Source organism: Serratia sp. B501 (genome assembly GCF_051172315.1).
GTDB lineage: Bacteria > Pseudomonadota > Gammaproteobacteria > Enterobacterales > Enterobacteriaceae > Serratia > Serratia ureilytica.
On record NZ_JBPIZB010000005.1, the window covers coordinates 1 to 23,538 of the forward strand.

Consider the following 23,538-nt stretch of genomic DNA (forward strand, 5'->3'; position numbering starts at 1 on the left):
GGTGCTGGCGGCCTGGAGCCTGGTGCTGGCGCGCATGGCCGGACAGCAGGAGCTGGTGATCGGCACGCCGGAGGCCAACCGCGGCCGGCTGGAAACCGAATCGCTGGTCGGTTTCTTCGTCAGCACGCTGGCGCTGCGCATCGATCTTCGCGACGATCCGGATCTGCCGACGCTGCTCGAACGGGTCCGCCACACGGTGCTGGCGGCGCAGGAAAACCGCGATCTGCCGTTTGAGCAGGTGGTGGAGCTGGTCAACCCGCCGCGCCATCTGGGCTATACCCCGCTGTTCCAGGTGATGCTGGCCTGGCAGGACGGCTCGGTGCGCAATATTCCGCTGCCTGGACTGCAGGCCGAGAGCGCCGAGTTGGGCTATCGGATCGCCAAGTATGATTTGACGCTCGATCTGGCCGATACCGGCGAAGGCATCAGCGGCACGCTGAACTTCGCCACGGCGTTGTTCGATCGCGCCACCGCCGAGCGTTACGGCGCCTATCTGGTGCAGGTGCTGCGGGCGATGGCGACAAACGCTTCGCAGTCTGCTTCGCATATCGATCTGCTGCCGGCCGCTGAGCGCGAACTGCTGTTGTATGGCTGGAACCGAACCGCGGAAGCTTATCCGGCGCAGAACCCTGTTCACGTCCAGTTTGAACAGTGGGCGCGGCGCACGCCGGATGCCATCGCGTTGGTAAACGAGGCGGACAGCCTTAGCTACGCGCAATTAAACACCCGCGCTAACCAACTGGCGCACCAACTTATCGGACAGGGCGTACGCCCCGGCGACCGCGTGGCCACGTCGCTCGAACGCAGTTTCTCTCTGGTCATCGCCCAGTTGGCGATCCTCAAGGCGGGCGCCGCTTATGTGCCGCTCGATCCGCACCTGCCTGTTGCGCGGCAGGCGTGGATCATCGGCGACAGCGGAACGACGTTGATCCTGTGCGATCGCGATCTCGATCGCGAGATAGCCGGCGAGATCGAATGCCTGCGTATCGATCGTCTGCGGCAGGATCCGACCCACGATCCGGCGGTGGCTCGCGCCGGCGACGCACCGGCTTACATCATGTATACCTCGGGCTCGACAGGCACGCCTAAAGGCGTGATGGTGACGCATCAAGGCATCCTCCGACTGGCGATTAACAATCGGTTTGCGGCGTTCGAACGCGGCGATCGCTTTGCTTTCGCCGCTAACCCGGCATTCGACGCCAGCACGTTGGAAATGTGGGGCGCGTTGCTCAATGGCGCCAGTCTGGCGATCATTGCGCCGGAGGTATTGACGGATGCCGATGCGTTGGCGGCGGCGCTGGTGCGGCAAGAGATTAACGTCTTGTTCCTGACCACGTCGTTGTTTAACCAATATGTCCATAGCATCGCCGCGACGTTGGCGCAGTTGAAATATCTGATCAGCGGCGGTGAAGCCGCGGATCCGCACGCCTTTGCTCGTATGCTGAAAGAGGCGGGGCCGGTGCGTCTGGTCAATGCCTATGGGCCGACGGAAGGCACCGTTATCGCCACTGCGGCGATAGTTGAACAAGTGGGGCCATGGCAACGCCTGCCGATCGGCAGGCCGATCGGCAATACGCACATTTATCTGCTGGATGAGCATTTGCAGCCGGTGCCGCTCGGGGCCACCGGTGAGCTCTATATCGGCGGTGCCGGCGTGGCATTGGGTTATCTCAATCGCGCCGAACTGACGGCAGAACGGTTCCTGGCGGATCCCTTCAATCCCGGAGATCGGATCTATCGTACCGGCGACCTGGCGCGCTACCTGGCGGACGGCAATATCGACTATCAAGGCCGTAACGATCGGCAGGTGAAAATTCGCGGCTTCCGCATCGAATGCGGTGAAATCGAGGCGCGAGTGGCTGGTCATCCGGCGGTGCGCGAAGCGGTGGTGGATGTCCTAGGCGAAGCGAACAATAAACGGCTGGTGGCGTGGGTGGTGCCGGAGGCTGAAGCGGACCGCCAGACGTTGGCGGTGACGCTGCGGCAGTATCTGGCGGGCATGTTGCCGGAGTTTATGCTGCCGACGGCCTGGGTTGCGCTGGATACGCTGCCGCTGACGCCGAACGGCAAGTTGGATCGGCGCGCGCTGCCTGAGCCGCAAGAGGACGCCTACGTGCGTGAGGTTTACGCCGAACCGGAAGGCGAGCTGGAAACGCTGCTGGCGGGGATCTGGCGCGAGTTGCTGGGCATTGAGCGTGTAGGACGTCACGATAACTTCTTCGAACTGGGTGGCCATTCGTTGCTGGCGGTCAAACTGATGGCGCAGCTGCGCCGTGTGGGGTTGAGCGCTGGGGTGCAAACGCTGTTCACCGCGCCGACGCTGTCGACGTTGGCGCAGACATTGGTCACGCAGCAAGAGGTGAGCGTGCCGGCCAACGGTATCCAACCGGGCTGCGCTTCCATTACGCCGGAGATGTTGCCGCTGGCGGCGCTGAGCCAGCCGGAGATCGACGCGGTGGTGGCGCAGGTGCCGGGCGGTGTGGCCAATGTACAGGACATCTACGCTTTGTCGCCGCTGCAGGAGGGGATTTTGTTCCACCATCTGCTGGCGGAACAGGGCGATCCGTACCAGCTGTCCGCGGTGCTGCGTTTCGACAGCCGTGCGCGCCTGGATGCCTGGCTGGCGGCAATGCAGCAGGTGATCGACCGCCATGACATTCTGCGCACCGCGTTCATCACCCAGGGCGTGTCTTCGCCGGTGCAGGTGGTGTGGCGCAAGGCCGAGTTGTCGCTGCAAGAACTGCGGCTCGATCCGGCGCAGGGCGATATCGGTTCGCGGCTGACGGCGTTGTTTGATCCGCGCCGCGTACGGCCAGACCTGACGCGCGCTCCGTTACTGAGCTTTGTCGCTGCACGGGAAGAGGAGGACAGTTGGTGTGTGCTCCAGCAGTGGCATCACCTGATCGGCGACCACTCGACCCTGGCGGTGATGCAGGAGGAAATCAATCTGATCCTGGCCGGACGCGGAGACGAATTGGCCAAGGCGCCGCCGTTCCGCAACGCGGTGGCGCAGGCGCGGCTCGGCGTCAGCAACGCTGAACACGAGCAGTTCTTCCGCACTCTGCTGGCGGATATCGATGAACCGTCGCTGCCGTTCGGCCTGAGCGATGTGCATGGCGAAGGGCGAGATATCTCGACGGCGCACCTGGCATTGCCGCATGCGCTCAATCAGCAGCTGCGGCGGCAGGCGCGACGGATGGGCGTCAGCCTGGCCAGTCTGTGCCATCTGGCCTGGGCGCAGGTGCTGGCGCGCGCCACCGGCCGCGATGAGGTGGTGTTCGGCACCGTGTTGCTGGGCCGCATGCAGGCCGGAGACGGGGCGGAACGGGCGCTCGGACTGTTTATCAACACCTTGCCGCTACGGCTGGATGTCAATGAGGTTGGCGCAGAATCGGCGGCGTTGCAGGCGCATATCCTGCTGAGCGGACTGCTGGCCCATGAGCATGCGCCGCTGGCCTTGGCGCAGCGCTGCAGCGGCGTCGCCGCGGGCACGCCGCTGTTCAGCGCCCTGCTGAACTATCGGCATAACAGCGGCGAGGAGACCGCCTTGCCGGCCGGCGTGACGCTGTTGGATAGCCAGGAACGCACCAACTATCCGTTCGTGTTGTCGGTCGAGGACGGCGGCGATTCGTTGGGCCTGACGGCGCAGGTCAGACAGCCGATTGAAGCGCTGCGCGTGTGCGGTTACATGGCGCAGGCGTTGAGCGCCTTGGCGCAGGCGCTGGAAGAGGCGCCGCAGACACCGATCTGCGAACTGGACGTGATGCCGGATGAGGAGTATGCGCTGCAGCTGTGCAGCTGGAATCATACGACGGAACCTTACCCGGCGGATACCTGCGTGCACGAACTGTTTGAACAACAGGCACAGTTGACGCCACAGGCCGTCGCCGTGATCCAGGGGGAGCGGAAGCTCAGTTACGCGCAGTTGAATGCGCGCGCTAACCGGTTGGCGCACCGGCTGATTGAGCGCGGCGTACAACCGGGAGATCGGGTCGCGGTGCGGCTGACGCGCAGCATCGAACTGGTTTGCGCCCAACTGGCGATCGTCAAGGCCGGTGCGGCGTATGTGCCCCTCGATCCGCAACTGCCGACCGCGCGTCAGGCGTGGATCGTCAATGACAGCGGCGCGTGTCTGATGCTGGCAGAGACCGCCGGCAATGAGGGCATTACGCAGCTGCCGGTCGAGGATTGCGAAGGCAATGACGGTAATCCGGCGTTGCGATTGTCGAGCGGCACGACGGCCTACATCATGTATACCTCCGGTTCGACCGGTACGCCGAAAGGGGTCATGACGCCGCACCAGGGCATTACTCGTTTGGTGCGCAACAATCGCTACGCCGCCTTTGACGCTGAAGACCGGGTTGCCTTTGCCGCCAACCCGGCGTTTGACGCCAGCACGATGGAGGTGTGGGCGGCCCTGCTGAACGGCGGTGCGCTGGTGGTGATAGCGCCGGAGGTCATGATGGAAGCCGAACGTCTGGCGGCCGAACTGCAGCGTCATCGCATCACCACGCTGTTCTTGACCACCGCGTTGTTCAATCAGTATGTGCACAGCATCAGCGGCGCGCTGGCGCAGCTGAAATATCTGATCAGCGGGGGGGAGAAAGAGGATCCGGGCGCTTATGCGCGGTTGCTGCAAGAACAAGGGCCGGTGCAACTGATCCATGCCTATGGGCCGACGGAGACCACGACCTTTGCGACCACGGCGCGTATCGAGCGGGCCGAAGGGGAGGCGCGTTTGCCGATTGGTAAACCGATCGGCAATACCCGCGCGTACTTGTTGGACGCCCGTGGGCGCCCGGTGCCGATGGGGGCGATAGGAGAACTGCACATCGGCGGCGTGGGGGTGGCGTTGGGATACCTGAACCGGCCGGAACTGACGGCGCAGCGTTTCCTGAGCGATCCGTTCAACCCGGTCGGCGGCGGCCGCATGTATCGTACCGGCGATCTGGCGCGTTATCTGCCGGACGGCTGTCTTGAATACCAAGGGCGGTGCGACCAGCAGGTCAAGTTGCGCGGGTTCCGCATCGAACCGGGCGAGATCGAGGTGCAGCTGGCAGCGAGCCCGTGGGTGCGGGAAGCGGTGGTGCAGGTTTGTTCGACGGAGCACCACCCGCGCCTGGTCGCCTGGATCGTACCGGCGGCCGAGGGGGAACGCAGCGCGCTGCAAGGGCAGTTGCGGGCCTATTTGAGCGAACGGTTGCCGGAGTACATGGTGCCGTCGGCTTATGTCTGGCTGGATGCGCTGCCGTTGACCGCCAACGGTAAGTTGGATCGGCGCGCCTTGCCGGAGCCGGAGTGTGCGGCAGTCGGCGCTCGGGAGTATGCGGCGCCTCAGGGTGAGACCGAAACGACGCTGGCGCGGGCATGGTGCGAGCTGCTCGAGATTGGCCAGATAGGACGCCACGACAATTTCTTCGAGCTCGGCGGCCATTCACTGCTGGCGGTGCGTCTCTCCAGCCAACTGCGTCAGCAAGGCATCACCTTGCCGGTACAGGCGATCTTCAACCATCCGATCTTGGCCGAATTGGCCGAACGGATCGATCGTCGCACCGCCGAGGCTCCGCTGTGCAAAGCGGTGCCGGCTCGCAGCAGCGGCAGCCGACCGCCGCTGTTCTTCGTCCCGACCGGCTTTGGCGATCACTCTTATGTATTTGAATTGGCCAAGGAGATCGATGAAAGCTTCCCTGTTTACGCTGTGCCGTGGCCGGCGGTGGAGGAGAAGCCGGCGACCATGAGCGACATGGCCGCCAGCGCCGTGGCGTTGATTCGCGAAGTGCAGCCGCAGGGACCCTACCATCTGGCGGGGTACTCTTCCGGCGGGGTGTTGGCCTATGCCATCGCCGAGCAACTGCAATCGAGCGGGGAAGCGGTCGCTTTCCTGGGGCTGATTGACACGTTGCGGCCGGTGGAGGCGATGCACAGCCCGGTCCAGCTGTTGCTGAACTGGGTGGAATCCACGCAGGAGAGGCCGGATCCGCAGTTCTGTCAGCAGTTGGCCGAGCTGCCGTTACCGGAGGCGATAGCGGCCGTGCAACGCGCCGGGATCAAGACTCAGCGTGCGGAAGTGGCCGACGAGGCGGCCCTCTGGCAACAGCGACACCATTACGCCAAGCTGGTGGAAGCGACTCAGGTGCAGCCTGCATCGCTCAAGATCCATCTGTTCAAGGCGAAGCAGGAGCAGGTTTCCGCCAATTCGCAGAACGAGCAGTTCCAGGCGTACTGGCAGAAGATCAAGCAGGCGGGATATTGCCGCGAAGACGCTTCCGCGCTGGGATGGGATAGGCTGTTGCCGCCGGCGACCGTCCGCGTCAGCCAGGTCAACGGCGACCATGTGTCGATGATGGAGCATCCGGTTCACCGGCGTGAGCTGGGCCAGCACTTCAATCTGGCGTTGCGCGATCTCGGACAGGCGTAAGTCGGCGGGATAGACGATCAGAAAGCCCTCGCAAGAGGGCTTTTTTTATCCGGTGACAACGCCCCGATGGCGCCGATGAACCTTTGTTTACCCGTTGGCGGCGGCTTTGACGAGTTCCACCACCAGCGGTGAAAGCTCGCCGCGCAGCGCGGCGCGTTCCGACTGGAAAAGCGTGGCGGCGTAAAAACGCCGGCCCGGCAGTTCGATGGCGCGTACGTCGCCTTCGGTGTCGTGGCCGCTGATGATCAGCGGGAAACGCTGCAGATCGGCGACGAAGTCCGGATTCACGCCGAAGTTGCAGTGGTAGCCTTCATGGGCGTTCAGGCTGCCGTAGGCCTGCGCGACGCGGGTGTCAGGCTGAAAAACGATGTCGCCGGTTTTTTCCACCAGCGAGCAGCTCAATGGGGCGATCACCAGCCGGCCACCGCTGTCGGTTTCCGCATGACCGGCGTCGTGCCAGCCCATCACATTGCGGGCGTATTCGACGATGGCGTATTGAAAACCGCCGCAGGAGCCGAGGAACGGCACGTCGTTTTCCCGCGCATGACGGATCGCCATAAACGCGCCGTCGTCGTGACGATACGGGCTGCCCGGCACCACCCAGATGGCGTCGAAATCTTGCAGCGCGTCGGGGGAGGTCAGGGTTTCGGTCGGGAGCCACTGGGGCTGAACGTCGATGTCGAGGTGGGCGGCGGTGAGCTGGAGTGCCACGGGGATAGCCTGGTGGGCCACGGCTTGCGGGTTGTAATCACCGACCAGAGCAATGCGGACTTGAGCTTTCATCATTTCCTTTCCTGTGCGGGTAAAAAAGGAGATTACAGGAAAGCGGGAGCCCGAGCCGCAGATTTTTTAAACGCGGCGCACAAAAAAGCCCGGCGTTGGCCGGGCTGAAAAAAGAGGGTCAGTACAGCGAGGGCGCGCCAGCCGGTCGGGTTTTGAAACGGCGGTGCAGCCACATGTATTGCTCCGGCGCCCGCATGATCTCTTTCTCGATCACTTTGTTCATGTAAGCCGCCGCCGCCTGTTCGTCGCTCAGCGGATAGTCTTCCAGGGCCGGTTGGATCAGCAGGTCGTAGCCGCGGCCGCCTTCGCGGCGGATCAGCACCACCGGCACCAGCGCCGGGTTGGCCATGCGCGCCAGCATGAAGGTGCCGCTGGTGGTGGCGGCCTTATCGACGGCGAACAGCGGCGCGAATACGCTGCCGCGCGGGCCATAGTCCTGATCCGGCGCGAACCACACCGCCTCGCCGCGCTTGAGCGCATGCACCATGCCGCGCAAATCCTTGCGATCGATCATCGCCTTGTTGGAACGCATGCGGCCTTTGGTCTGCGCCCATTCCATCGCCTTGTTGTTATGCGGACGGTACATCGCCATCATCGGCTGACACAGGCCCATCGCCCGGCCGCCCAGCTCCAGCGACATAAAATGCACGCCGATCACCAGCACGCCGCGATCGTCGCGCTGCGCCATTTTGAGGTGGTTGATGCCGGAGACGTTGAACCAGCGCTTGACGCGTTTATCTGACCAGAACCAGGCCATGCCGGTTTCCAGCAGGCCCATGCCGAGGGATTCGAAATTGCCCACCACTTTGCGCTCGCGCTGCGCTTCGTCCATCTCGGGGAAGCACAGCTCGAGGTTGCGACGGGTGATGGTGACGCGGCGCTTGAGAAAACGCATCGAGGTGCGTCCCATCCACACCCCCAGACGGTAGAGCAGCGGATAGGGGAGCTGTACCAGCAGGAACAGCAGAGCGAGGCCGAACCAGGTTAGCCAGTAGCGCGGGTGCAGCAAGGCCAGTTGAAATGCTTTGGCTGATTTCATAGAAACTCGTTTTATACGTTAAAAGGGGCAGCAAGCTGTAACGCATAAAGGTTCCACTCGATAGCGATACGACTACTCAGACACCCGGGTACGGCCAGGGTTTAGTCGGAATTCCATAATTGACTAAACATTTACATTCGAAGGGCGGTTTGCGCTGCTATCAGGCTTCGGAGGGATAGCTGTTGGCCAGCGGAGGCGGCTCTAGGAATGCTTATGCTAACACAGGGTACGGGGTGCGGCGGAAGAGGGGCATGCGAATATTCTCATTCGCGTTGCCCCTGAGTTGAGGATTGGCGCGTTTTACAGGCTGGGAATGATAATCGCGGCGAAGATCGCGGCGATCACCAGCCATTTCAGCAGGTAGTAACCGCGGCGGTTGCGCGCTTTCAGGCGTTGGCCGGCATCGCGCACCGCGTTGACGTATTTGAAGATGCGGTTGATGCCGCCGGTGCGGTCCTGATCGTCGTTCGGCGAACTGGCCGCCGACATCAGCGTAGCGCCGACCCAGTGGTTGACCGCCTGCGCCCAGCGCCATTTCATTGGCCGCTCGACGTCGCAAAACAGAATGATGCGCGTCTGATCGGTGGCGTTCTGCGCCCAGTGCACGTAGGTCTCGTCGAAGATCACCGCCTCGCCGTCGCGCCAGCTGTGCTGCTCGCCGTCTACTTCGATGAAGCAGCGATCGTCGTTGGGCGTCATCAGCCCCAGGTGATAGCGCACCGAGCCGGCGTAAGGATCGCGGTGTTTACCCAGGTGGCTGCCGGGCGGCAGCTCGGCGAACATCGCCGCCTTGACTGACGGGATGCGGTTGAGCAGCTCGACGGTTTTTGGACACAGCGTCTGCGCCGAAGGGTGACTGTCGCTGTACCATTTCAGATAGAAACGTTTCCAGCCGCGTTTGAAGAAGGTGTTGAAGCCGGCATCGTTGTGCGACTGCGCCTTTTTGATGTGATCCTGCAGGCGCACCGCTTCTTCGCGGATCGTCTGCCAGTTGTCGGTCAGCGTCTGCAGCTCCGGGAAGCCTTTTTCGTCGAAATAGGGCTGTTTGGCGGGCAAACGGGAGAAACCGGTCATAAACATGTTGATCGGCCCCATAAACGTGGAGTGATCGAACAGCTGACGGATAAGCTTTTGTTTCTCTTTGCCGCGGGAGTGTGCGTAGAGGAAGCTGATGATAAAAATGCCGATAATGATCGCGGCAACCATAGAATCCATCCCTGTTAGTGCTTGTTAAAAATTCGTACAAATTATAGTTTTGTGACAGGAAAAATTTAACTTTTTCGTGCGCTTTCCCCGCTCATGCTGCTTAGTGGCATAAAAAATCAATAAAACTGTTTGTAATAAAATTTTATATCGATTTTTTTGGTTTTAGTCCTATTCTTAAATCGTTCAAGGGGCGTTTCATGCCATCTTGTTTCATGACGAATGGCACGTATCTGAGAAAAGAGGGACTTATGAAGAAATCAATCATTGCCTTGTCTGCACTGCTGCTCGCTTCCCCGGTGTTCGCTGCTGAAACCGCGACCGACACCGCCGCTCACGCCAGCAACGAGGTTGTCGCTGAGGCGCACAAAGGGGCGGATACCGCCAAAGAAAAGCTGCACCAGTCTCAGGACAAGGGTGAAGAGCTGAAGCTGAAAGCCAAGCACGCCGCCGAAGGCAAGAGCGATAGCGTTGGCAGTAAAGTGAGCGAAGGCTCGCAAAAAGCCTGGCACTCCACCAAACAGGGTACGGAGAAGGCTTGGGACAAGACCAAGCAAGGGGCGGAAAGCCTCAAAAACAAAGCGACCGAGTAAGGTCTCCGCTTTTTACCCCAAGGGCCGCGTTGCGGCCTTTTTTATTGCCTGCAGATCGGGCGTGCCCCAAAGAAAAAGGCGCTTATCAAATGAGATAAAGCGCCTTTTCAACACGTTAACTGACTAGTATCAGTTCATGCCGTATTTTTTCAGCTTCTTACGCAGCGTGCCGCGGTTGATGCCCATCATCAGGGCTGCGCGGGTTTGGTTGCCACGGGTGTATTGCATCACCATGTCCAACAGTGGCTGTTCAACTTCAGCCAGTACCAGCTCATACAGGTCATTTACGTCTTGACCGTTCAGTTGAGCAAAATAGTTCTTCAGTGCTTGTTTAACCGAGTCACGCAGAGGCTTTTGAGTCACCTGATCTTGTGAGTTAACGGTAGAAACGGTCAGTACGTCAGAATTTACGCGTTGTTCGAACATAGTTCTGTCAGCTCTTTTTTTACGCTAAGATTTTCGAAATATGCCTCCAACGCCTCCAGCTGTTCGCTGGCATCCTCTATGGCGTTGAATGTGCGCCGAAACTGGTCATTCGGAGCGTGTTCCTGGAGATACCAGGACACGTGCTTACGAGCAATCCGGAATCCCTTGCCTTGGCCATAGAAGCCGTGCAATTCCCGAATGTGCCCAATCAACAAGCGCTTCACCTCGCCAAGCGGCATCGGCGGCAGCAACTCCCCAGTGTCCAGATAATGCTGGATTTCCCGGAAGATCCAGGGTCTCCCCTGAGCAGCGCGGCCTATCATCAGGGCGTCGGCCCCGGTGTAGTCGAGCACTGCTCTGGCTTTATGCGGGTCAGTAATATCCCCATTCGCGATAATCGGAATGGAAACACTCTGCTTAACTGCCCGAATGCTGTCGTATTCCGCGTTGCCGTTAAACAGACAGGCGCGGGTTCGGCCGTGAATCGTCAGGGCCTGAATACCACAGTCTTCGGCCAGTTGGGCAATCTCTACACAGTTACGGTGCTCTGGCGCCCAGCCGGTGCGAATCTTCAGCGTTACCGGCACATCCACCGCGTCGACCACCGCGTGGAGGATCCGTTTAACCAGATCCGGGTACTGCAACAAAGCGGACCCGGCAAGCTTCCGGTTCACTTTTTTGGCCGGGCATCCCATGTTGATGTCGATGATCTGCGCGCCGCTGGCCACGTTGATACGCGCGGCGGCGGCCATATCATCAGGATCGCATCCGGCAATTTGCACGGAGCGGATCCCAGGTTCATCGCTATGCACCATACGCAGACGCGACTTATCCGTCCGCCACACCTCCGGGTTGGAGGAGAGCATTTCGGATACAGCCATCCCAGCACCCATTGCATGACAGAGGGTTCTGAACGGGCGATCTGTAATACCGGCCATCGGGGCCGCAATCAGGCAATTAGTAAGCTGGTGGTGTCCAATGCGCATAGACAAAGAGTGACCATACTGTGTCCGCAAGGGCGCGTATATTACGCATTTTTGCGTCGAGATGAAAGGCCAAACTTTAACCAATTGGCCCGATATTAGGACGAAAAATACGCTACGCGGCGATTCATAAAAATATTATATATATTTTACAATAAGTTGACGAAAAGTGCTTATTTTGTGTGCGGCAAAATATTCGCCTTTGCGCAGGATATTATCTGCATTCGCCCGCTATTTTTGCCGGGATAGCCTGCCTGGAAGGCGCATTCTCAGGGCGATCCGTCGTTGAGCGGCGAAAAATTGCATAAAATTTTGTGCCGCCCGAGGGCCGATCGCCGGACAAAAAAATCCACCGGCGCAGGGCCGGTGGACGAGAGGGACACTATACCGTGACGCTTACTTGCGGCGGCCGGTAATGCGGCACCACTCTTCGCGCTCGGCGACCGGGTCGAGCGTGAACTTCTCTGCGTAGGCTTCCGCTACGCTGCTCGCCTGGCTGGCCAGCACGCCGGACAGCCCCAGATGGCCACCGGCCTTCGGCAGACAGCCGATCAGCGGCGCCAGCTCGCGCAGCGGGCCGGCGAGGATGTTGGCGACCACCACGTCCGCCAGCAGGTCGGCAGGCTGGTCTTTCGGCAGATACAGCTCCAGACGCTCTGAAACGCCGTTACGCTGCGCGTTGTCGCGGCTGGCCTGAATGGCCTGGGGATCGATGTCGATGCCGATAGCGCGCGCCGCACCCAGCTTCAGCGCGGCGATCGCCAGGATGCCGGAGCCGCAACCGAAGTCGATAACGGTTTTGCCGGCCAGATCGAGGCCGTCCAGCCACTGCAGGCACAGCGCGGTGGTCGGGTGGGTGCCGGTGCCAAACGCCAGGCCCGGATCGAGCATCACGTTGACCGCGTCGGGATCGGGCACGTCACGCCAGCTCGGGCAGATCCACAAGCGCTCGCCGAAGCGCATCGGGTGGAAGTTGTCCATCCACTCGCGCTCCCAGTCCTTGTCTTCCAGCTGTTCTATCTTGTGGCGGAAACCGGCGCCCAGCAGCGGGTGCTGTTCCAGCATCGCCACCACCTCGGCCATATCGGTTTCGGCGTCGTACAGGCCGATCACATCGGTATCGCCCCACAGCAGGGTTTCACCCGGCAAGGGTTCGAACACCGGATTGTCGTGGGTGTCCTGGAAGGTCACCGACACGGCGCCGCTTTCCACCAGCGCGTCGCTCAGGTCTTCCGCCTGGCTGCCGGTGGTGTTCAGTTTGAGTTGGATCCAAGGCATAGCAATTCTCTTCAAGAGGGTAATGATGACGCCGCCCGGCGCTTTTCGCCGACGACGTTACCGAGATAAAACGCCAACAGGCTGAGCAACAGCGAAGGCACGATAGGGTGCAGCCCCGCCGGTTGCAGGTTGAAGCTGGCCAATAGCGTATAGCATACCGCACCCGACACCATTGAGCTAAGCGCTCCCTGTGCATTGGCGCGTTGCCAATACAGACCCAGCACCAGCGGCCACAGGAAGACCGCCTCCAGCCCGCCGAAAGCCAGCAGATTGAGCCAGATGATCATCTCAGGCGGCCGCCAGGCCGCCAGCAGCACCAGCAGACCGAGGATCAGCGTGGTCAGGCTGGAGAAGCGCTTGATCAATCGCTCGTTGTGGATCTGCTGCGGCCGCACGCCCAGGTAGAGATCCTTGATGATGGTGGCGGAGGATTGCAGCAGTTGGGCGTTGATGGTCGACATGATCGCCGCCATCGGCGCCGCCAAAAAGATCCCGGCGGCGTACGGCGGCAGCACGGTGATCATCAGCGTTGGGATCACCTGATCGGGGATCTTGAGATCGGGCAATACCGCGCGGCCGAGCGCGCCGGCCAGGTGCATGCCGAACATCAGCACCGCCACCACTACGGTGCCGAGCAGAATGCCGCGATGCACCGCCTTGCTGTCCTTGTAGGAGATGCAGCGCACGGCGGTGTGGGGCAGGCCGATCACCCCAAAGCACACCAGGATCCAGAATGACGCCATAAACGGCAGGCTGAGGATCTGATCGCCGCCCTGCGGCGACACCAGCGCCGGATCGATCTGCTGCAGTTTGCTTACTGCGCTGTCCAGTCCGCCGGCGGCATGGATCACCGCCACCAGCAGCAGCACGGTGCCAAGCAGCATCACCAGCCCCTGCATGGCGTCGTTCAGCACGCTGGCGCGGAAGCCGCCGAAGGCGGTGTACAGCGCGATGCTGATGCCGAAGATCAGCAGGCCGGTGTCATAAGGAATGCCGGCGGCGGTCTCCAACAGGCGGGCGCCGCCGATGAACTGCACCGTCATGGCGCCGAGAAACGCCACCAGCAGGCTGAGGCTGGCCAGCCACACCAACAGGCGGCTTTGGTAGCGGCCATACAGCATGTCATTGAGGGTAATGGCGTTGTAGCGCCGCGCCAGGATGGCGAATTTCTTGCCCAGCACGCCGAGCGACAGCCACACCGCCGGCAGTTGGATCATCGCCAGCAGTACCCAGCCCAGGCCGTATTTGTAGGCGGCGCCGGGCCCGCCGATAAACGAACTGGCGCTGATGTAGGTGGCGGTCAGGGTCATCGCCAGCACAAAGCCACCCATCGAGCGGTTGCCGAGGAAGTATTCGCTGAGGAAATTTCCGTTCTGACGGCGGCGATAGGCATACACCGACAGGCCGAACACCAGCAACAGGTAGGCGACCAGCGGCAGGATCACTTCAGTTTGCATCGCTGTCCTCCAGCGAAATGTCGCGGAACACCGTGCGCACCATCAGCCAGCACAGGCCGATGAACAGCAGCGGTACCAGCAGGCAGGCCATTTCGAACCAGTGCGGCAGGCCGGTGACGCCGATGGCGCTGTCCGGCAGGTAGGCCGCCAGCCCCCAGGCCAGCAGGTAGAGCAGCGTCAGCCCCAGCGCCCAGCGCGCTTCGCGGTGCGCCTGAATAAAGCGTTTGTCCATCCGTGTCTCCCATAGGTTTACGGTGATGGATTCATCAAAGGTAGGGAATTTTACGGCATGACGGCGTTTTGCCAAGCCGTTACTGGCGTCAACGCCAAAGAAAAAGGCCGGTGATTAACCGGCCTTTCGTCAGACGATGCTGCGTGCCTGCTTAGGTTTCCTGCAGACCCAGCTTCTTCTCCAGATAGTGGATGTTGGTGCCACCGTGCTGGAAGTTTTCGTCGTTCATGATCTTCTGCTGCAGCTCAACGTTGGTTTTGATGCCGTCGATGATCAGTTCAGCCAGGGCGTTTTTCATGCGGGCAATCGCCACGTCACGGTTTTCGCCGTAGGTGATCAGTTTGCCGATCATGGAGTCATAGTACGGCGGTACGGTATAACCGGCGTAGATATGAGATTCCCAACGCACGCCGAAACCGCCTGGCGCGTGGAAGCGGGTGATCTTGCCCGGGCTCGGCAGGAAGGTGTTCGGATCTTCGGCGTTGATGCGGCATTCTACCGCATGGCCGTGGATCTTCACTTCTTCCTGTTTGATCGACAGCGGCTGACCGGCAGCGATGCGCAGCTGCTCTTTGATCAGATCCACGCCGGTGATCATTTCGGTAACCGGGTGCTCTACCTGAATACGGGTGTTCATTTCGATGAAATAGAACTCGCCGTTTTCATACAGGAACTCGAAGGTGCCCGCACCGCGATAGCCGATTTCCACACAGGCTTTCGAGCAGCGCTCGCCGATGTAACGGCGCATTTCGCTGGTGATGCCCGGCGCCGGCGCTTCTTCGACCACTTTCTGGTGGCGACGCTGCATGGAGCAGTCGCGCTCGGCCAGATAGATGGCGTTGCCCTGGCCGTCGGCCAATACCTGAATCTCGATGTGACGCGGATTCTCCAGGTATTTTTCCATGTACACCATGTCGTTGTTGAAAGCCGCTTTGGCTTCCGCTTTCGTCATGTTGATGGACTGCTCAAGGTCTTTGTCGCTGCGCACGACGCGCATGCCGCGACCGCCGCCGCCGCCGGAGGCCTTGATGATCACCGGATAACCGATGCGCTTGGCGAAGGCACGGTTTTTATCCATGTCGTCGGTCAGCGGGCCGTCGGAGCCCGGCACGCATGGCACGCCGGCTTTTTTCATGGCGTTGATCGCGGAAACCTTGTCGCCCATCAGGCGGATGGTTTCGGCTTTCGGGCCGATGAAGATGAAACCGGAGCGCTCAACCTGCTCGGCGAAGTCGGCGTTCTCGGACAGGAAGCCGTAGCCCGGGTGGATCGCCACCGCGCCGGTGATTTCCGCCGCCGAGATGATGGCCGGGATGTTCAGATAGCTTTTTACCGATGGCGCAGGGCCGATGCAAACGGTCTCGTCGGCCAGCAGAACGTGTTTCAGATCGCGGTCGGCCGCGGAGTGAACCGCAACGGTCTTGATGCCCAGTTCTTTACAGGCACGCAGGATGCGAAGCGCGATCTCGCCGCGGTTGGCGATAACAATTTTATCAAGCATGGGGGCGCCTCGTTATTCGATGACGACCAGCGGCTCGTCATATTCGACCGGCTGGCCGTTTTCCACCAGGATGGCTTTCACGACGCCGGACTTGTCCGCTTCGATCTGGTTCATCATTTTCATGGCTTCAACGATGCACAGGGTATCGCCGGCGTTCACTTTCTGGCCCACTTCCACGAAGGCTTTCGCGTCCGGGCTTGGGGTGCGGTAGAAGGTGCCTACCATTGGAGAACGAACGACGTGGCCACTCACGGCCGCCGGTGCTGCAGGGGTTTCTGCCGCAGGCGCGGTGGCAACGGCGTTAGCCAGGGCTGGCTGCTGCTGTGCCGGCATCGCGTAGGCCTGCTGCATGACGGGATAAGCCTGCGCCGGTGCGGCACGGCTGATGCGAACCGATTCTTCGCCTTCAGAGATTTCCAGTTCAGAAATGCCTGATTCTTCAACCAGTTCGATCAGTTTCTTGATTTTACGAATATCCATGAGTGTGATTCCGTACTCTTTTTGTGGAGCAATTAGTGGGTTTTCGACAGACGGTTAACCGCTGCCTGTAAAGCGAAAGCGTAGCCATCCGCGCCGAGGCCGCAAATCACGCCTACCGCTACGTCTGAGAGATAAGAGTGATGGCGGAAAGGTTCGCGGGCGTGCACGTTGGACAGGTGGATCTCGATGAACGGGATCTGCACCGCCAGCAACGCATCGCGCAGCGCCACGCTGGTATGCGTGAACGCCGCCGGATTTATCAGAATGAAATCGGTATTGCCGCGCGCCTGATGGATGCGATCGATCAGTTGATGCTCGGCGTTGGACTGCAGATGGCTCAGGGTAATATCCAATGCGGATGCCTGGTTTTCCAATCCGTTAACAATCTCTGTCAGCGTCGTGCTGCCGTACTTCTCCGGCTCACGCGTCCCCAGCAGATTGAGATTGGGGCCGTTCAGAAGCAAAATGTGAAACTTATCCGCCATTGTGCTGGTATCTCCGGCAATAAAACCATCATCGTAGAAAATAACCCGATGTTACCGATTTGTCACCTGTTAAGGGGCAAATTCACCCTGAGAACAGAAACAAGGTCGGGCATTATAACGATATCGTAGCAATTCGCAGCTAAATACTGGTCTTATCAGCGAAGATATTCAACCCCAAATCGACGAACTCGGGAAGCCGTGACAGGAATATGAGCGCTGGAACACAAAAAAAGTTCCCGCCGGCGGCGCGCGTTTTTCAGCGGCAATCCCGCGCGCCGCCGCGCGGTTCAGCGCCACCAGGCGCGGAATTTCTTGTAACGCAGACCCAACAGCGCCACCGCCAACAGCGCGTAAATGAACGGCTGGGGTGAAAACGTTTTGACCGACCACAGATAGTGAATGGGCGCGAAGATCGCCGCCAGATAGACGAAGTTGTGCAACGTTTGCCATTTGGCGCCCAGTTTGCGCATCGCCCACAGCGTCGAGGTGGCCGCCAGCGCCAGCAGGATCAGCCAGGTGAGGATGCCGAGCGTCAGATACGGGCGGTTCACCAGCTCGCTGCCCAGCAGGCCGAGATTGCTCAGCCCCAGTTCCAGCGTAGAGTAGCTTATCAGGTGCAACGTGCCCCAGGCAAAGCACCACAGCCCGACCAGGCGGCGGCAGCGGATCAGCAGCGGCTGCCGGGCGTAGCGCGCCAGCGGGGCGATAGCCAGCGTGGCCAGCAGCAGTTTCAGCGTCATCCTGCCGGTAAAATGCTGAATGTCCTTGGACGGATCGGCGCTGAACCAGCCCTGATCCACCGCCAACACCAGCCAGAGAAAGGGCAAAAACGCCGCCAGATGCAGGGCGGCTTTCAGCCATTTGATATGAACAGGCGTCAGGCGCACCTAGAAATTCTCCCGCAGGTCCATGCCGCGATACAGCGACGCCACCTGATCGGCATAGCCGTTAAACAGCAGAGTCGGTTGGCGTTTGACGTCGAGTATGCCGCCGGTGCCGATGAAACGCTCGGTGGCCTGCGACCAACGCGGATGATCGACGTGCGGATTCACGTTGGCGTAAAAACCGTACTCGTTCGGCGCAGATTGGTTCCAGGTGGTCGGCGGCTGATCGCGCACCAAACGGATATGCACGATCGACTTGATGCCTTTGAAGCCGTATTTCCACGGCGTAATCAACCGCAGCGGCGCGCCGTTTTGCGGCGGCAGGGTTTTGCCGTACACGCCGACGGTCAGCAGCGCCAGCGGATGCATCGCCTCGTCCAGCCGCAGCCCTTCGACGTAGGGATATTTCAGGCCGCCGCCGATAAAGCGATCTTTCTGGCCGGGCATCTGTTCCGGATCGTACAGCGTCTGGAAGGCCACGTAGCGCGCGTTGCCGTTCGGCTCGGCCAGCTTGAGAAGCTTGCCCAGTTCGAAACCGATCCACGGCACCACCATCGACCAGGCCTCGACGCAGCGCATGCGATAAATGCGCTGCTCCAGCGGGAAACGTTTCATCAGATCGTCGATATCCAGCGTTATCGGCTTCGCCACTTCGCCGTCGATGCGCACTTTCCAGCCTTCGGTCTTCAGCCCGCCGGCGTTGGCGGCCGGATCGGCCTTGTCGAGGCCGAACTCATAGAAGTTGTTGTAGCCGGTGACCTTGTCTTCCGGCGTCATCGCCAGCTGCGCCTGCCAGGCGGCCGGTTTGCTGAATTCCAGCGCTTTGCCCGGCGGCGCCTTGGGACGATCGTTGCCTTTGAACCACGACAGCAGGTCCGCCTGTGCGCCGGTAGGCAGCGCCAGCGTGGCGGCGGTGATGCCGAGCGCCTGCAGCACTTTGCGCCGCTGGTGGAATACGCTCTCCGGCGTGACGTCGGCCTCGGTCAATTTGGGGTGTTTGTTCATGCTTATGTTCTCCGCGACTGATGCCCGCCGCCCGCGAGCGGTTAACGGGGCTCCATGAAATAAGCATGGCGCTAAAGCCGGCCGGAAGCGAGGGGACGCGGGAAAATATGAAATTTCGCAGACGCCGGTGAGCCCCCCGTCGCCGGGGGGAGTCCGTCAGCGGATTTTCACCAGAGTGCGGCCGGTGATTTGGTTGTTCAGCAGCGCGGCGGCGGTGGCCGGCGCCTGTTCGAGGGTGATTTCGTGCGTGGCTTGCTGATAGAAACTGTCCGGCAGAATGCCGGCCAGCCGTTCCCAGGCGGTTTGGCGGCGATGCAGCGGCGTATGCACCGAGTCCACCCCTTGCAGGCGCACATTGCGCAGAATGAACGGCATCACGGTGGTCGGCAACTGATAGCCGCCGGCCAGGCCGCAGGCGGCGACGGTGCCGTTATAGTTCATCTGCGCCAGCACCCGGGCCAGCAGTTTGTCGCCGACGGTGTCCACCGCGCCGGCCCACAGCTGTTTCTCCAGCGGACGCGGCGTGTCGATATAGCCATCGCGCGACATCACCTCTTTGGCGCCGAGCGCTTTCAGGTAGTCGGTATTGCTGTCGCGGCCGCTGATGGCGGTCACCCGGTACCCCAGCGCCGCCAGCAGGGCGATGGCGGTGCTGCCCACGCCGCCGCTGGCGCCGGTAACCAGGATATCGCCGTCGTCCGGGTGTACCCCGCCTTCCTCCAGCGCCATCACGCACAGCATGGCGGTAAAGCCGGCGGTGCCGATGATCATCGCCTTGCGCTCATCCAGGCCGTTCGGCAGCGGCACCAGCCACTCGCCGGAGACGCGAGCCTGCTCGGCCAGGCCGCCCCAGTGGTGTTCACCCACGCCCCAGCCGGTGAGCACCACGCTTTGCCCCTCTTTAAAGCGAGCGTCACCGCTGTGGCGCACGGTGCCGGCGAAGTCGATGCCCGGCACCATCGGGAAATGACGCACGATCTTGCCTTTCCCGGTGATCGCCAGCGCATCCTTGTAGTTCAGGCTGGACCAGTTGATGTCGACGGTAACATCGCCTTCCGGCAACCGATCGCTGCCGATATCTTTGATATGAGCCAGAGTTTGGTCGTCTTGTTGTTCCAATAACAGTGCACGCATGTCACTCTTCCTCTCGTTTACACTTTTCTATCAATGGCTGAATCACATTTATTTGACTATATGCATAATAAGCGGCCCAAGTCCTGATAAAGGACAAAAACGGCGCTTGCAGGTTTAATTCCTCAGCAAGGCTTGTTAGGGTTGGACGGCCCCTTTTAGCTAAAGGGTGAACACTCACTTAACCATAGCGGACAAGGCACAGGGATGCGATTTACCACCAAACTCTCTGCATTGATCACTCTGTTGGTCGCGCTGGCGATGTTTTTGATGCTGATGGGATGCTCATACAGCTTCTTTTACGTTACCCAGGATCGCCAGGAGCGTCGCTTTGATTCGCTGGTCACGTCTCTCGATCAAGCCATGTTGCGCGAGTCGCCGCGCGATCAGGAGAAATGGTTGCCGATTGTCATGCGCCCGCTCGGCATTGTGTCGATCCGCGTAGAGGCCGGCGCCAGCAAGCTCCTCGACTATAAATTGCCGACGGCGAAAAAAGAGCCCTGGGATGCGCTGAACGGCTATCGTCAGGTCTCGCGGCCGCTGTTGCAGCACCCGGGCAGTACGCTGCAAATCACCTACCTCGATCCCTTCGCCAGCGATGTGCGCACGTTGCAATCCACGGCCGCCGTCACGCTGTCGATCGTCGTTATGGTGGTGATTTTGCTGTTCAGCCTGCGCTGGCTGCGTGAACAGGCCGACGGCGAGGATCGTCTGGAGCGCCGCGCGCGGCGCATTCTGAACGGCGAGCGCGAAAACGTCATGCAGGGCGACGTGCGCGAATGGCCGGCCAACGTCAGCGGGGCGCTCGACCGCCTGCTGGCCGATCTGGCGGAAGCCCGGGAGGAGCGCAGCCGGGTCGATACGCTGATCCGCGCCTTCGCCGCGCAGGACGCCAAAACCGGGCTGAACAATCGCCTGTTCTTCGATAACCAATTGACCACTCAGCTGGAAGAGGAAGGCTCGCACGGCATCGTGATGATGGTGCGGCTGCCCGATTTCGAGACCCTGCGCGACACGCACGGCAGCGTAGCGGTGCAGGAGCTGATGTATTCGCTGGTCAATCTGCTGTCTACCTTCGTGATGCGCTATCCGTCGGCGCTGCTGGCGCGCTATTTTCACAGCGATTTTACCGTCTTGCTGCCGCATCGCACGCTGAAGGAGGCCGACGGCATCGCCTCACAGCTGGTCAACGCCATCGATGCCTTGCCTTCCACGGCGATGATCGACCGTGAGGCCTTCCTGCACATCGGCATCGTGGCGTACCGCAGCGGCCAGACCACGGAGCAGGTGATCGATTACGCGGAGCAGGCGACGCGGCACGCCACGCTGCAGGGCGAAAACGGTTGGTACGTGTACGACAGCCAGGTGCCGGAAAAGGGGCGCGGCAGCGTCAAGTGGCGCACGCTGCTGGAACAGGTGCTGGCGCGCGGCGGCCCGCGGCTGTATCAGAAACCGGCGGTGACCGTGGAAGGCGAGGTGCACCACCGCGAGATCATGAGCCGAATTTATGACGGCGCCCAGGAATTGCTGCCGGCGGAATATATGCCGCTGGTGGAGCAATTGGGGTTGGCGGAGAGTTACGATCGCCAACAGGTGAGCCGCATCATCCCGTTGCTGGCGCAGTGGCCTGAAGAAACGCTGGCGTTCCCGCTGTGCGTGGACTCGATTTTGCAGCGCTCTTTCCAACGCTGGCTGCGCGATACGCTGTTGCAGTGCGAAAAAAGTCAGCGTCGACGAATTCTGATTGAACTTGCGGAGGCAGATGTGTGTCAACATATCGACCGTTTGCGTCCGGTGCTGAGGTTGCTGTCAGGGCTGGGTTGCCGCCTGGCGGTGTCCAAAGCGGGGTTAACCGTGGTCAGTACGTCCTATATCAAGTCGTTGCAGGTGGAGATCGTCAAGCTCCATCCGGGGTTGGTGCGGAGTATCGATAAGCGGGACGAAAACCAGCTGTTCGTGCAGAGCCTGACCGGCGCCTGCGCGGGCACGCGCGCTCAGGTGTTCGCTGCCAGCGTTCGTACGCGCAACGAATGGCAGACGCTGAAAGAGCGTGGGATCCATGGCGGGCAGGGCGACTTTTTCGCGTCGCCGGAACCGATCGACGTGGGGCGTAAAAAATATTCACGTCGTTATCGTGTTTAAGCTGATTGACGGACAAAAATTGACGTAGAATGAGGACCGGATCCATCTGGGCCTCGTTACCGTCTTTTTGGAGTTTTTTCCAAACTGCCTGCGACAACAACGCCTATTTGAGATAGGCTCTTGTCTGCCTTTATCTGGTTGACGTTGGTAGGTGCTTACCACCGGCGGCAATCAGGGAATATGTTAGATTTTATGAGCTGTGTTACGCCGTTTCGTGCGTTGACAGGGTGGTAAACTGAGCCTTTGTTCAGGGAATTCAGGCCTCATCCAATTTCCGTGCATTCGAGCAGAAACAATACAGACTATTTTTCACCGAAGTAGAACGTTTTTGCGCCTTGTCGCTGCTTCGTGTGGTTGGTAAAGTAGGCGGATTTTATTTTCCGCCCCCAGCTTGCAGGATTATCCTTTCGTTATGTTTAAGAAATTTCGTGGCATGTTTTCCAACGACTTGTCCATCGACTTGGGTACCGCCAATACCCTGATTTATGTTAAAGGGCAAGGCATCGTACTGAATGAACCTTCGGTGGTTGCCATTCGCCAGGATCGTGCCGGCTCCCCAAAGAGCGTAGCGGCCGTCGGTCATGACGCCAAACAGATGCTGGGCCGCACCCCCGGCAACATCGCGGCTATTCGCCCGATGAAAGACGGCGTGATCGCCGACTTCTTCGTGACCGAAAAAATGCTGCAGCACTTTATCAAACAGGTTCACAGCAACAGCTTTATGCGCCCAAGCCCGCGCGTGCTGGTCTGTGTGCCGGTCGGCGCAACCCAGGTTGAACGCCGCGCTATCCGCGAGTCCGCCCAAGGGGCCGGCGCGCGTGAAGTGTTCCTGATTGAAGAGCCGATGGCGGCGGCGATCGGCGCAGGCTTGCCGGTTTCCGAAGCGACCGGCTCCATGGTGGTGGATATCGGTGGCGGTACCACTGAAGTGGCGGTGATCTCGCTGAACGGCGTGGTGTACTCCTCTTCCGTGCGCATCGGCGGTGACCGTTTCGATGAAGCCATCATCAATTATGTGCGCCGCAACTATGGCTCGCTGATCGGCGAAGCCACCGCAGAGCGCATCAAGCACGAAATCGGTTCTGCCTATCCGGGCGACGAAGTGCGCGAAATCGAAGTGCGCGGCCGTAACCTGGCTGAAGGCGTACCGCGCGGCTTTACCCTGAACTCCAATGAAATCCTCGAAGCCCTGCAAGAGCCGCTGACCGGCATCGTCAGCGCGGTGATGGTTGCGCTGGAGCAGTGCCCGCCAGAATTGGCCTCCGACATTTCCGAACGCGGCATGGTCTTGACCGGCGGCGGCGCGTTGCTGCGCAACCTCGATCGCCTGCTGATGGAAGAAACCGGCATCCCGGTCGTGGTGGCGGAAGATCCGCTGACCTGCGTGGCGCGCGGCGGCGGCAAGGCGTTGGAAATGATCGACATGCACGGCGGCGATTTGTTCAGCGAAGAATAGTCAGCCCCTGGAAGGAGGAATCGTATCGGATGAATGCGCACA

The 23,538-nt window shown here is 60.5% G+C and carries 18 protein-coding genes; 4 read left to right on the plus strand and 14 right to left on the minus strand.

All coding sequences use genetic code 11. The annotated features are described in order from the left end of the window. A partial coding sequence (locus tag ACSBQV_RS16215; protein WP_434991467.1) for an amino acid adenylation domain-containing protein occupies positions 1 to 6,418 on the plus strand: 6,418 nt, incomplete at its 5' end. An 87-nt stretch (positions 6,419 to 6,505) separates the two neighbouring features. On the opposite strand, the gene ACSBQV_RS16220 is transcribed toward ACSBQV_RS16215, so the two are convergent. From ACSBQV_RS16220 to lpxO, 3 genes are all read right to left on the minus strand, one after another. Then, positions 6,506 to 7,204 carry a CTP synthase C-terminal region-related (seleno)protein gene (locus ACSBQV_RS16220; RefSeq protein ID WP_422125193.1) on the minus strand — a complete coding sequence of 233 codons (699 nt, stop codon included), beginning with the start codon at positions 7,202 to 7,204 and terminating at the stop codon, positions 6,506 to 6,508. Between the two features lie 115 nt (positions 7,205 to 7,319). After that, on the minus strand, positions 7,320 to 8,240 hold the full coding sequence (gene lpxP / locus ACSBQV_RS16225) for a kdo(2)-lipid IV(A) palmitoleoyltransferase (protein ID WP_033651230.1): 921 nt from the start codon (positions 8,238 to 8,240) through the stop codon (positions 7,320 to 7,322). Between the two features lie 300 nt (positions 8,241 to 8,540). Beyond that, positions 8,541 to 9,446: a lipid A hydroxylase LpxO gene (gene lpxO / locus ACSBQV_RS16230; RefSeq protein WP_099784388.1), complete on the minus strand. Its 906-nt coding sequence runs from the start codon at positions 9,444 to 9,446 to the stop codon at positions 8,541 to 8,543. Positions 9,447 to 9,694: 248 nt separating this feature from the next. On the opposite strand from lpxO, the gene ACSBQV_RS16235 reads away from it, so the two are divergent. After that, a complete protein-coding gene (locus ACSBQV_RS16235; RefSeq protein ID WP_016930249.1) occupies positions 9,695 to 10,036 on the plus strand; it encodes a hypothetical protein in 342 nt (113 codons plus the stop codon). Between the two features lie 129 nt (positions 10,037 to 10,165). Here the strand turns inward: ACSBQV_RS16235 and fis are convergent, their stop codons facing one another. From fis to acuI, 11 genes are all read right to left on the minus strand, one after another. Next, positions 10,166 to 10,462 (minus strand): DNA-binding transcriptional regulator Fis, encoded by a 297-nt coding sequence (gene fis, locus ACSBQV_RS16240; RefSeq protein WP_000462905.1) that lies wholly within the window; start codon positions 10,460 to 10,462, stop codon positions 10,166 to 10,168. Next, positions 10,444 to 11,448: a tRNA dihydrouridine synthase DusB gene (gene dusB / locus ACSBQV_RS16245; protein WP_033644443.1), complete on the minus strand. Its 1,005-nt coding sequence runs from the start codon at positions 11,446 to 11,448 to the stop codon at positions 10,444 to 10,446. The genes fis and dusB overlap by 19 nt, the downstream gene beginning before the upstream one ends. A gap of 393 nt (positions 11,449 to 11,841) precedes the next feature. Next, positions 11,842 to 12,723 carry a 50S ribosomal protein L11 methyltransferase gene (prmA, locus tag ACSBQV_RS16250; RefSeq protein ID WP_033644444.1) on the minus strand — a complete coding sequence of 294 codons (882 nt, stop codon included), beginning with the start codon at positions 12,721 to 12,723 and terminating at the stop codon, positions 11,842 to 11,844. Between the two features lie 11 nt (positions 12,724 to 12,734). Continuing rightward, positions 12,735 to 14,180 carry a sodium/pantothenate symporter gene (gene panF / locus ACSBQV_RS16255; protein ID WP_099784386.1) on the minus strand — a complete coding sequence of 482 codons (1,446 nt, stop codon included), beginning with the start codon at positions 14,178 to 14,180 and terminating at the stop codon, positions 12,735 to 12,737. Then, a complete protein-coding gene (locus ACSBQV_RS16260; RefSeq protein ID WP_033644445.1) occupies positions 14,170 to 14,412 on the minus strand; it encodes a YhdT family protein in 243 nt (80 codons plus the stop codon). The genes panF and ACSBQV_RS16260 overlap by 11 nt, the downstream gene beginning before the upstream one ends. A 151-nt stretch (positions 14,413 to 14,563) precedes the next feature. Continuing rightward, complete coding sequence (gene accC / locus ACSBQV_RS16265; protein WP_033651233.1) at positions 14,564 to 15,913, minus strand: acetyl-CoA carboxylase biotin carboxylase subunit; 1,350 nt, start codon at positions 15,911 to 15,913, stop codon at positions 14,564 to 14,566. A gap of 12 nt (positions 15,914 to 15,925) precedes the next feature. Then, entirely contained in the window at positions 15,926 to 16,393 is a 468-nt protein-coding gene (gene accB / locus ACSBQV_RS16270) for an acetyl-CoA carboxylase biotin carboxyl carrier protein (protein WP_033636178.1), read from the minus strand. A gap of 32 nt (positions 16,394 to 16,425) precedes the next feature. Then, positions 16,426 to 16,878, minus strand: coding sequence for a type II 3-dehydroquinate dehydratase (gene aroQ, locus ACSBQV_RS16275; protein ID WP_004936891.1), 453 nt, complete (start codon positions 16,876 to 16,878; stop codon positions 16,426 to 16,428). 287 nt (positions 16,879 to 17,165) lie between these two features. Next, positions 17,166 to 17,765: a protein-methionine-sulfoxide reductase heme-binding subunit MsrQ gene (msrQ, locus tag ACSBQV_RS16280; protein ID WP_099784384.1), complete on the minus strand. Its 600-nt coding sequence runs from the start codon at positions 17,763 to 17,765 to the stop codon at positions 17,166 to 17,168. After that, positions 17,766 to 18,767 carry a protein-methionine-sulfoxide reductase catalytic subunit MsrP gene (msrP, locus tag ACSBQV_RS16285; RefSeq protein WP_099784382.1) on the minus strand — a complete coding sequence of 334 codons (1,002 nt, stop codon included), beginning with the start codon at positions 18,765 to 18,767 and terminating at the stop codon, positions 17,766 to 17,768. A gap of 156 nt (positions 18,768 to 18,923) precedes the next feature. Beyond that, on the minus strand, positions 18,924 to 19,901 hold the full coding sequence (gene acuI, locus ACSBQV_RS16290) for an acrylyl-CoA reductase (NADPH) (RefSeq protein ID WP_033644448.1): 978 nt from the start codon (positions 19,899 to 19,901) through the stop codon (positions 18,924 to 18,926). 204 nt (positions 19,902 to 20,105) lie between these two features. On the opposite strand from acuI, the gene csrD reads away from it, so the two are divergent. Then, complete coding sequence (gene csrD, locus ACSBQV_RS16295; RefSeq protein WP_033644450.1) at positions 20,106 to 22,040, plus strand: RNase E specificity factor CsrD; 1,935 nt, start codon at positions 20,106 to 20,108, stop codon at positions 22,038 to 22,040. Positions 22,041 to 22,452: 412 nt separating this feature from the next. Then, a complete protein-coding gene (gene mreB, locus ACSBQV_RS16300) occupies positions 22,453 to 23,496 on the plus strand; it encodes a rod shape-determining protein MreB (protein ID WP_003855260.1) in 1,044 nt (347 codons plus the stop codon). Positions 23,497 to 23,538: the final 42 nt, after the last annotated feature.

Bases quoted from the DNA above. Each gene is read 5' to 3' on its own strand.
- ACSBQV_RS16220 (WP_422125193.1), bottom strand. From the start codon at position 7,204: ATGATGAAAGCTCAAGTCCGCATTGCTCTGGTCGGTGATTACAACCCG.
- lpxP (WP_033651230.1), bottom strand. From the start codon at position 8,240: ATGAAATCAGCCAAAGCATTTCAACTGGCCTTGCTGCACCCGCGCTAC.
- lpxO (WP_099784388.1), bottom strand. From the start codon at position 9,446: ATGGTTGCCGCGATCATTATCGGCATTTTTATCATCAGCTTCCTCTAC.
- ACSBQV_RS16235 (WP_016930249.1), top strand. From the start codon at position 9,695: ATGAAGAAATCAATCATTGCCTTGTCTGCACTGCTGCTCGCTTCCCCG.
- fis (WP_000462905.1), bottom strand. From the start codon at position 10,462: ATGTTCGAACAACGCGTAAATTCTGACGTACTGACCGTTTCTACCGTT.
- dusB (WP_033644443.1), bottom strand. From the start codon at position 11,448: ATGCGCATTGGACACCACCAGCTTACTAATTGCCTGATTGCGGCCCCG.
- prmA (WP_033644444.1), bottom strand. From the start codon at position 12,723: ATGCCTTGGATCCAACTCAAACTGAACACCACCGGCAGCCAGGCGGAA.
- panF (WP_099784386.1), bottom strand. From the start codon at position 14,180: ATGCAAACTGAAGTGATCCTGCCGCTGGTCGCCTACCTGTTGCTGGTG.
- ACSBQV_RS16260 (WP_033644445.1), bottom strand. From the start codon at position 14,412: ATGGACAAACGCTTTATTCAGGCGCACCGCGAAGCGCGCTGGGCGCTG.
- accC (WP_033651233.1), bottom strand. From the start codon at position 15,913: ATGCTTGATAAAATTGTTATCGCCAACCGCGGCGAGATCGCGCTTCGC.
- accB (WP_033636178.1), bottom strand. From the start codon at position 16,393: ATGGATATTCGTAAAATCAAGAAACTGATCGAACTGGTTGAAGAATCA.
- aroQ (WP_004936891.1), bottom strand. From the start codon at position 16,878: ATGGCGGATAAGTTTCACATTTTGCTTCTGAACGGCCCCAATCTCAAT.
- msrP (WP_099784382.1), bottom strand. From the start codon at position 18,767: ATGAACAAACACCCCAAATTGACCGAGGCCGACGTCACGCCGGAGAGC.
- acuI (WP_033644448.1), bottom strand. From the start codon at position 19,901: ATGCGTGCACTGTTATTGGAACAACAAGACGACCAAACTCTGGCTCAT.
- csrD (WP_033644450.1), top strand. From the start codon at position 20,106: ATGCGATTTACCACCAAACTCTCTGCATTGATCACTCTGTTGGTCGCG.
- mreB (WP_003855260.1), top strand. From the start codon at position 22,453: ATGTTTAAGAAATTTCGTGGCATGTTTTCCAACGACTTGTCCATCGAC.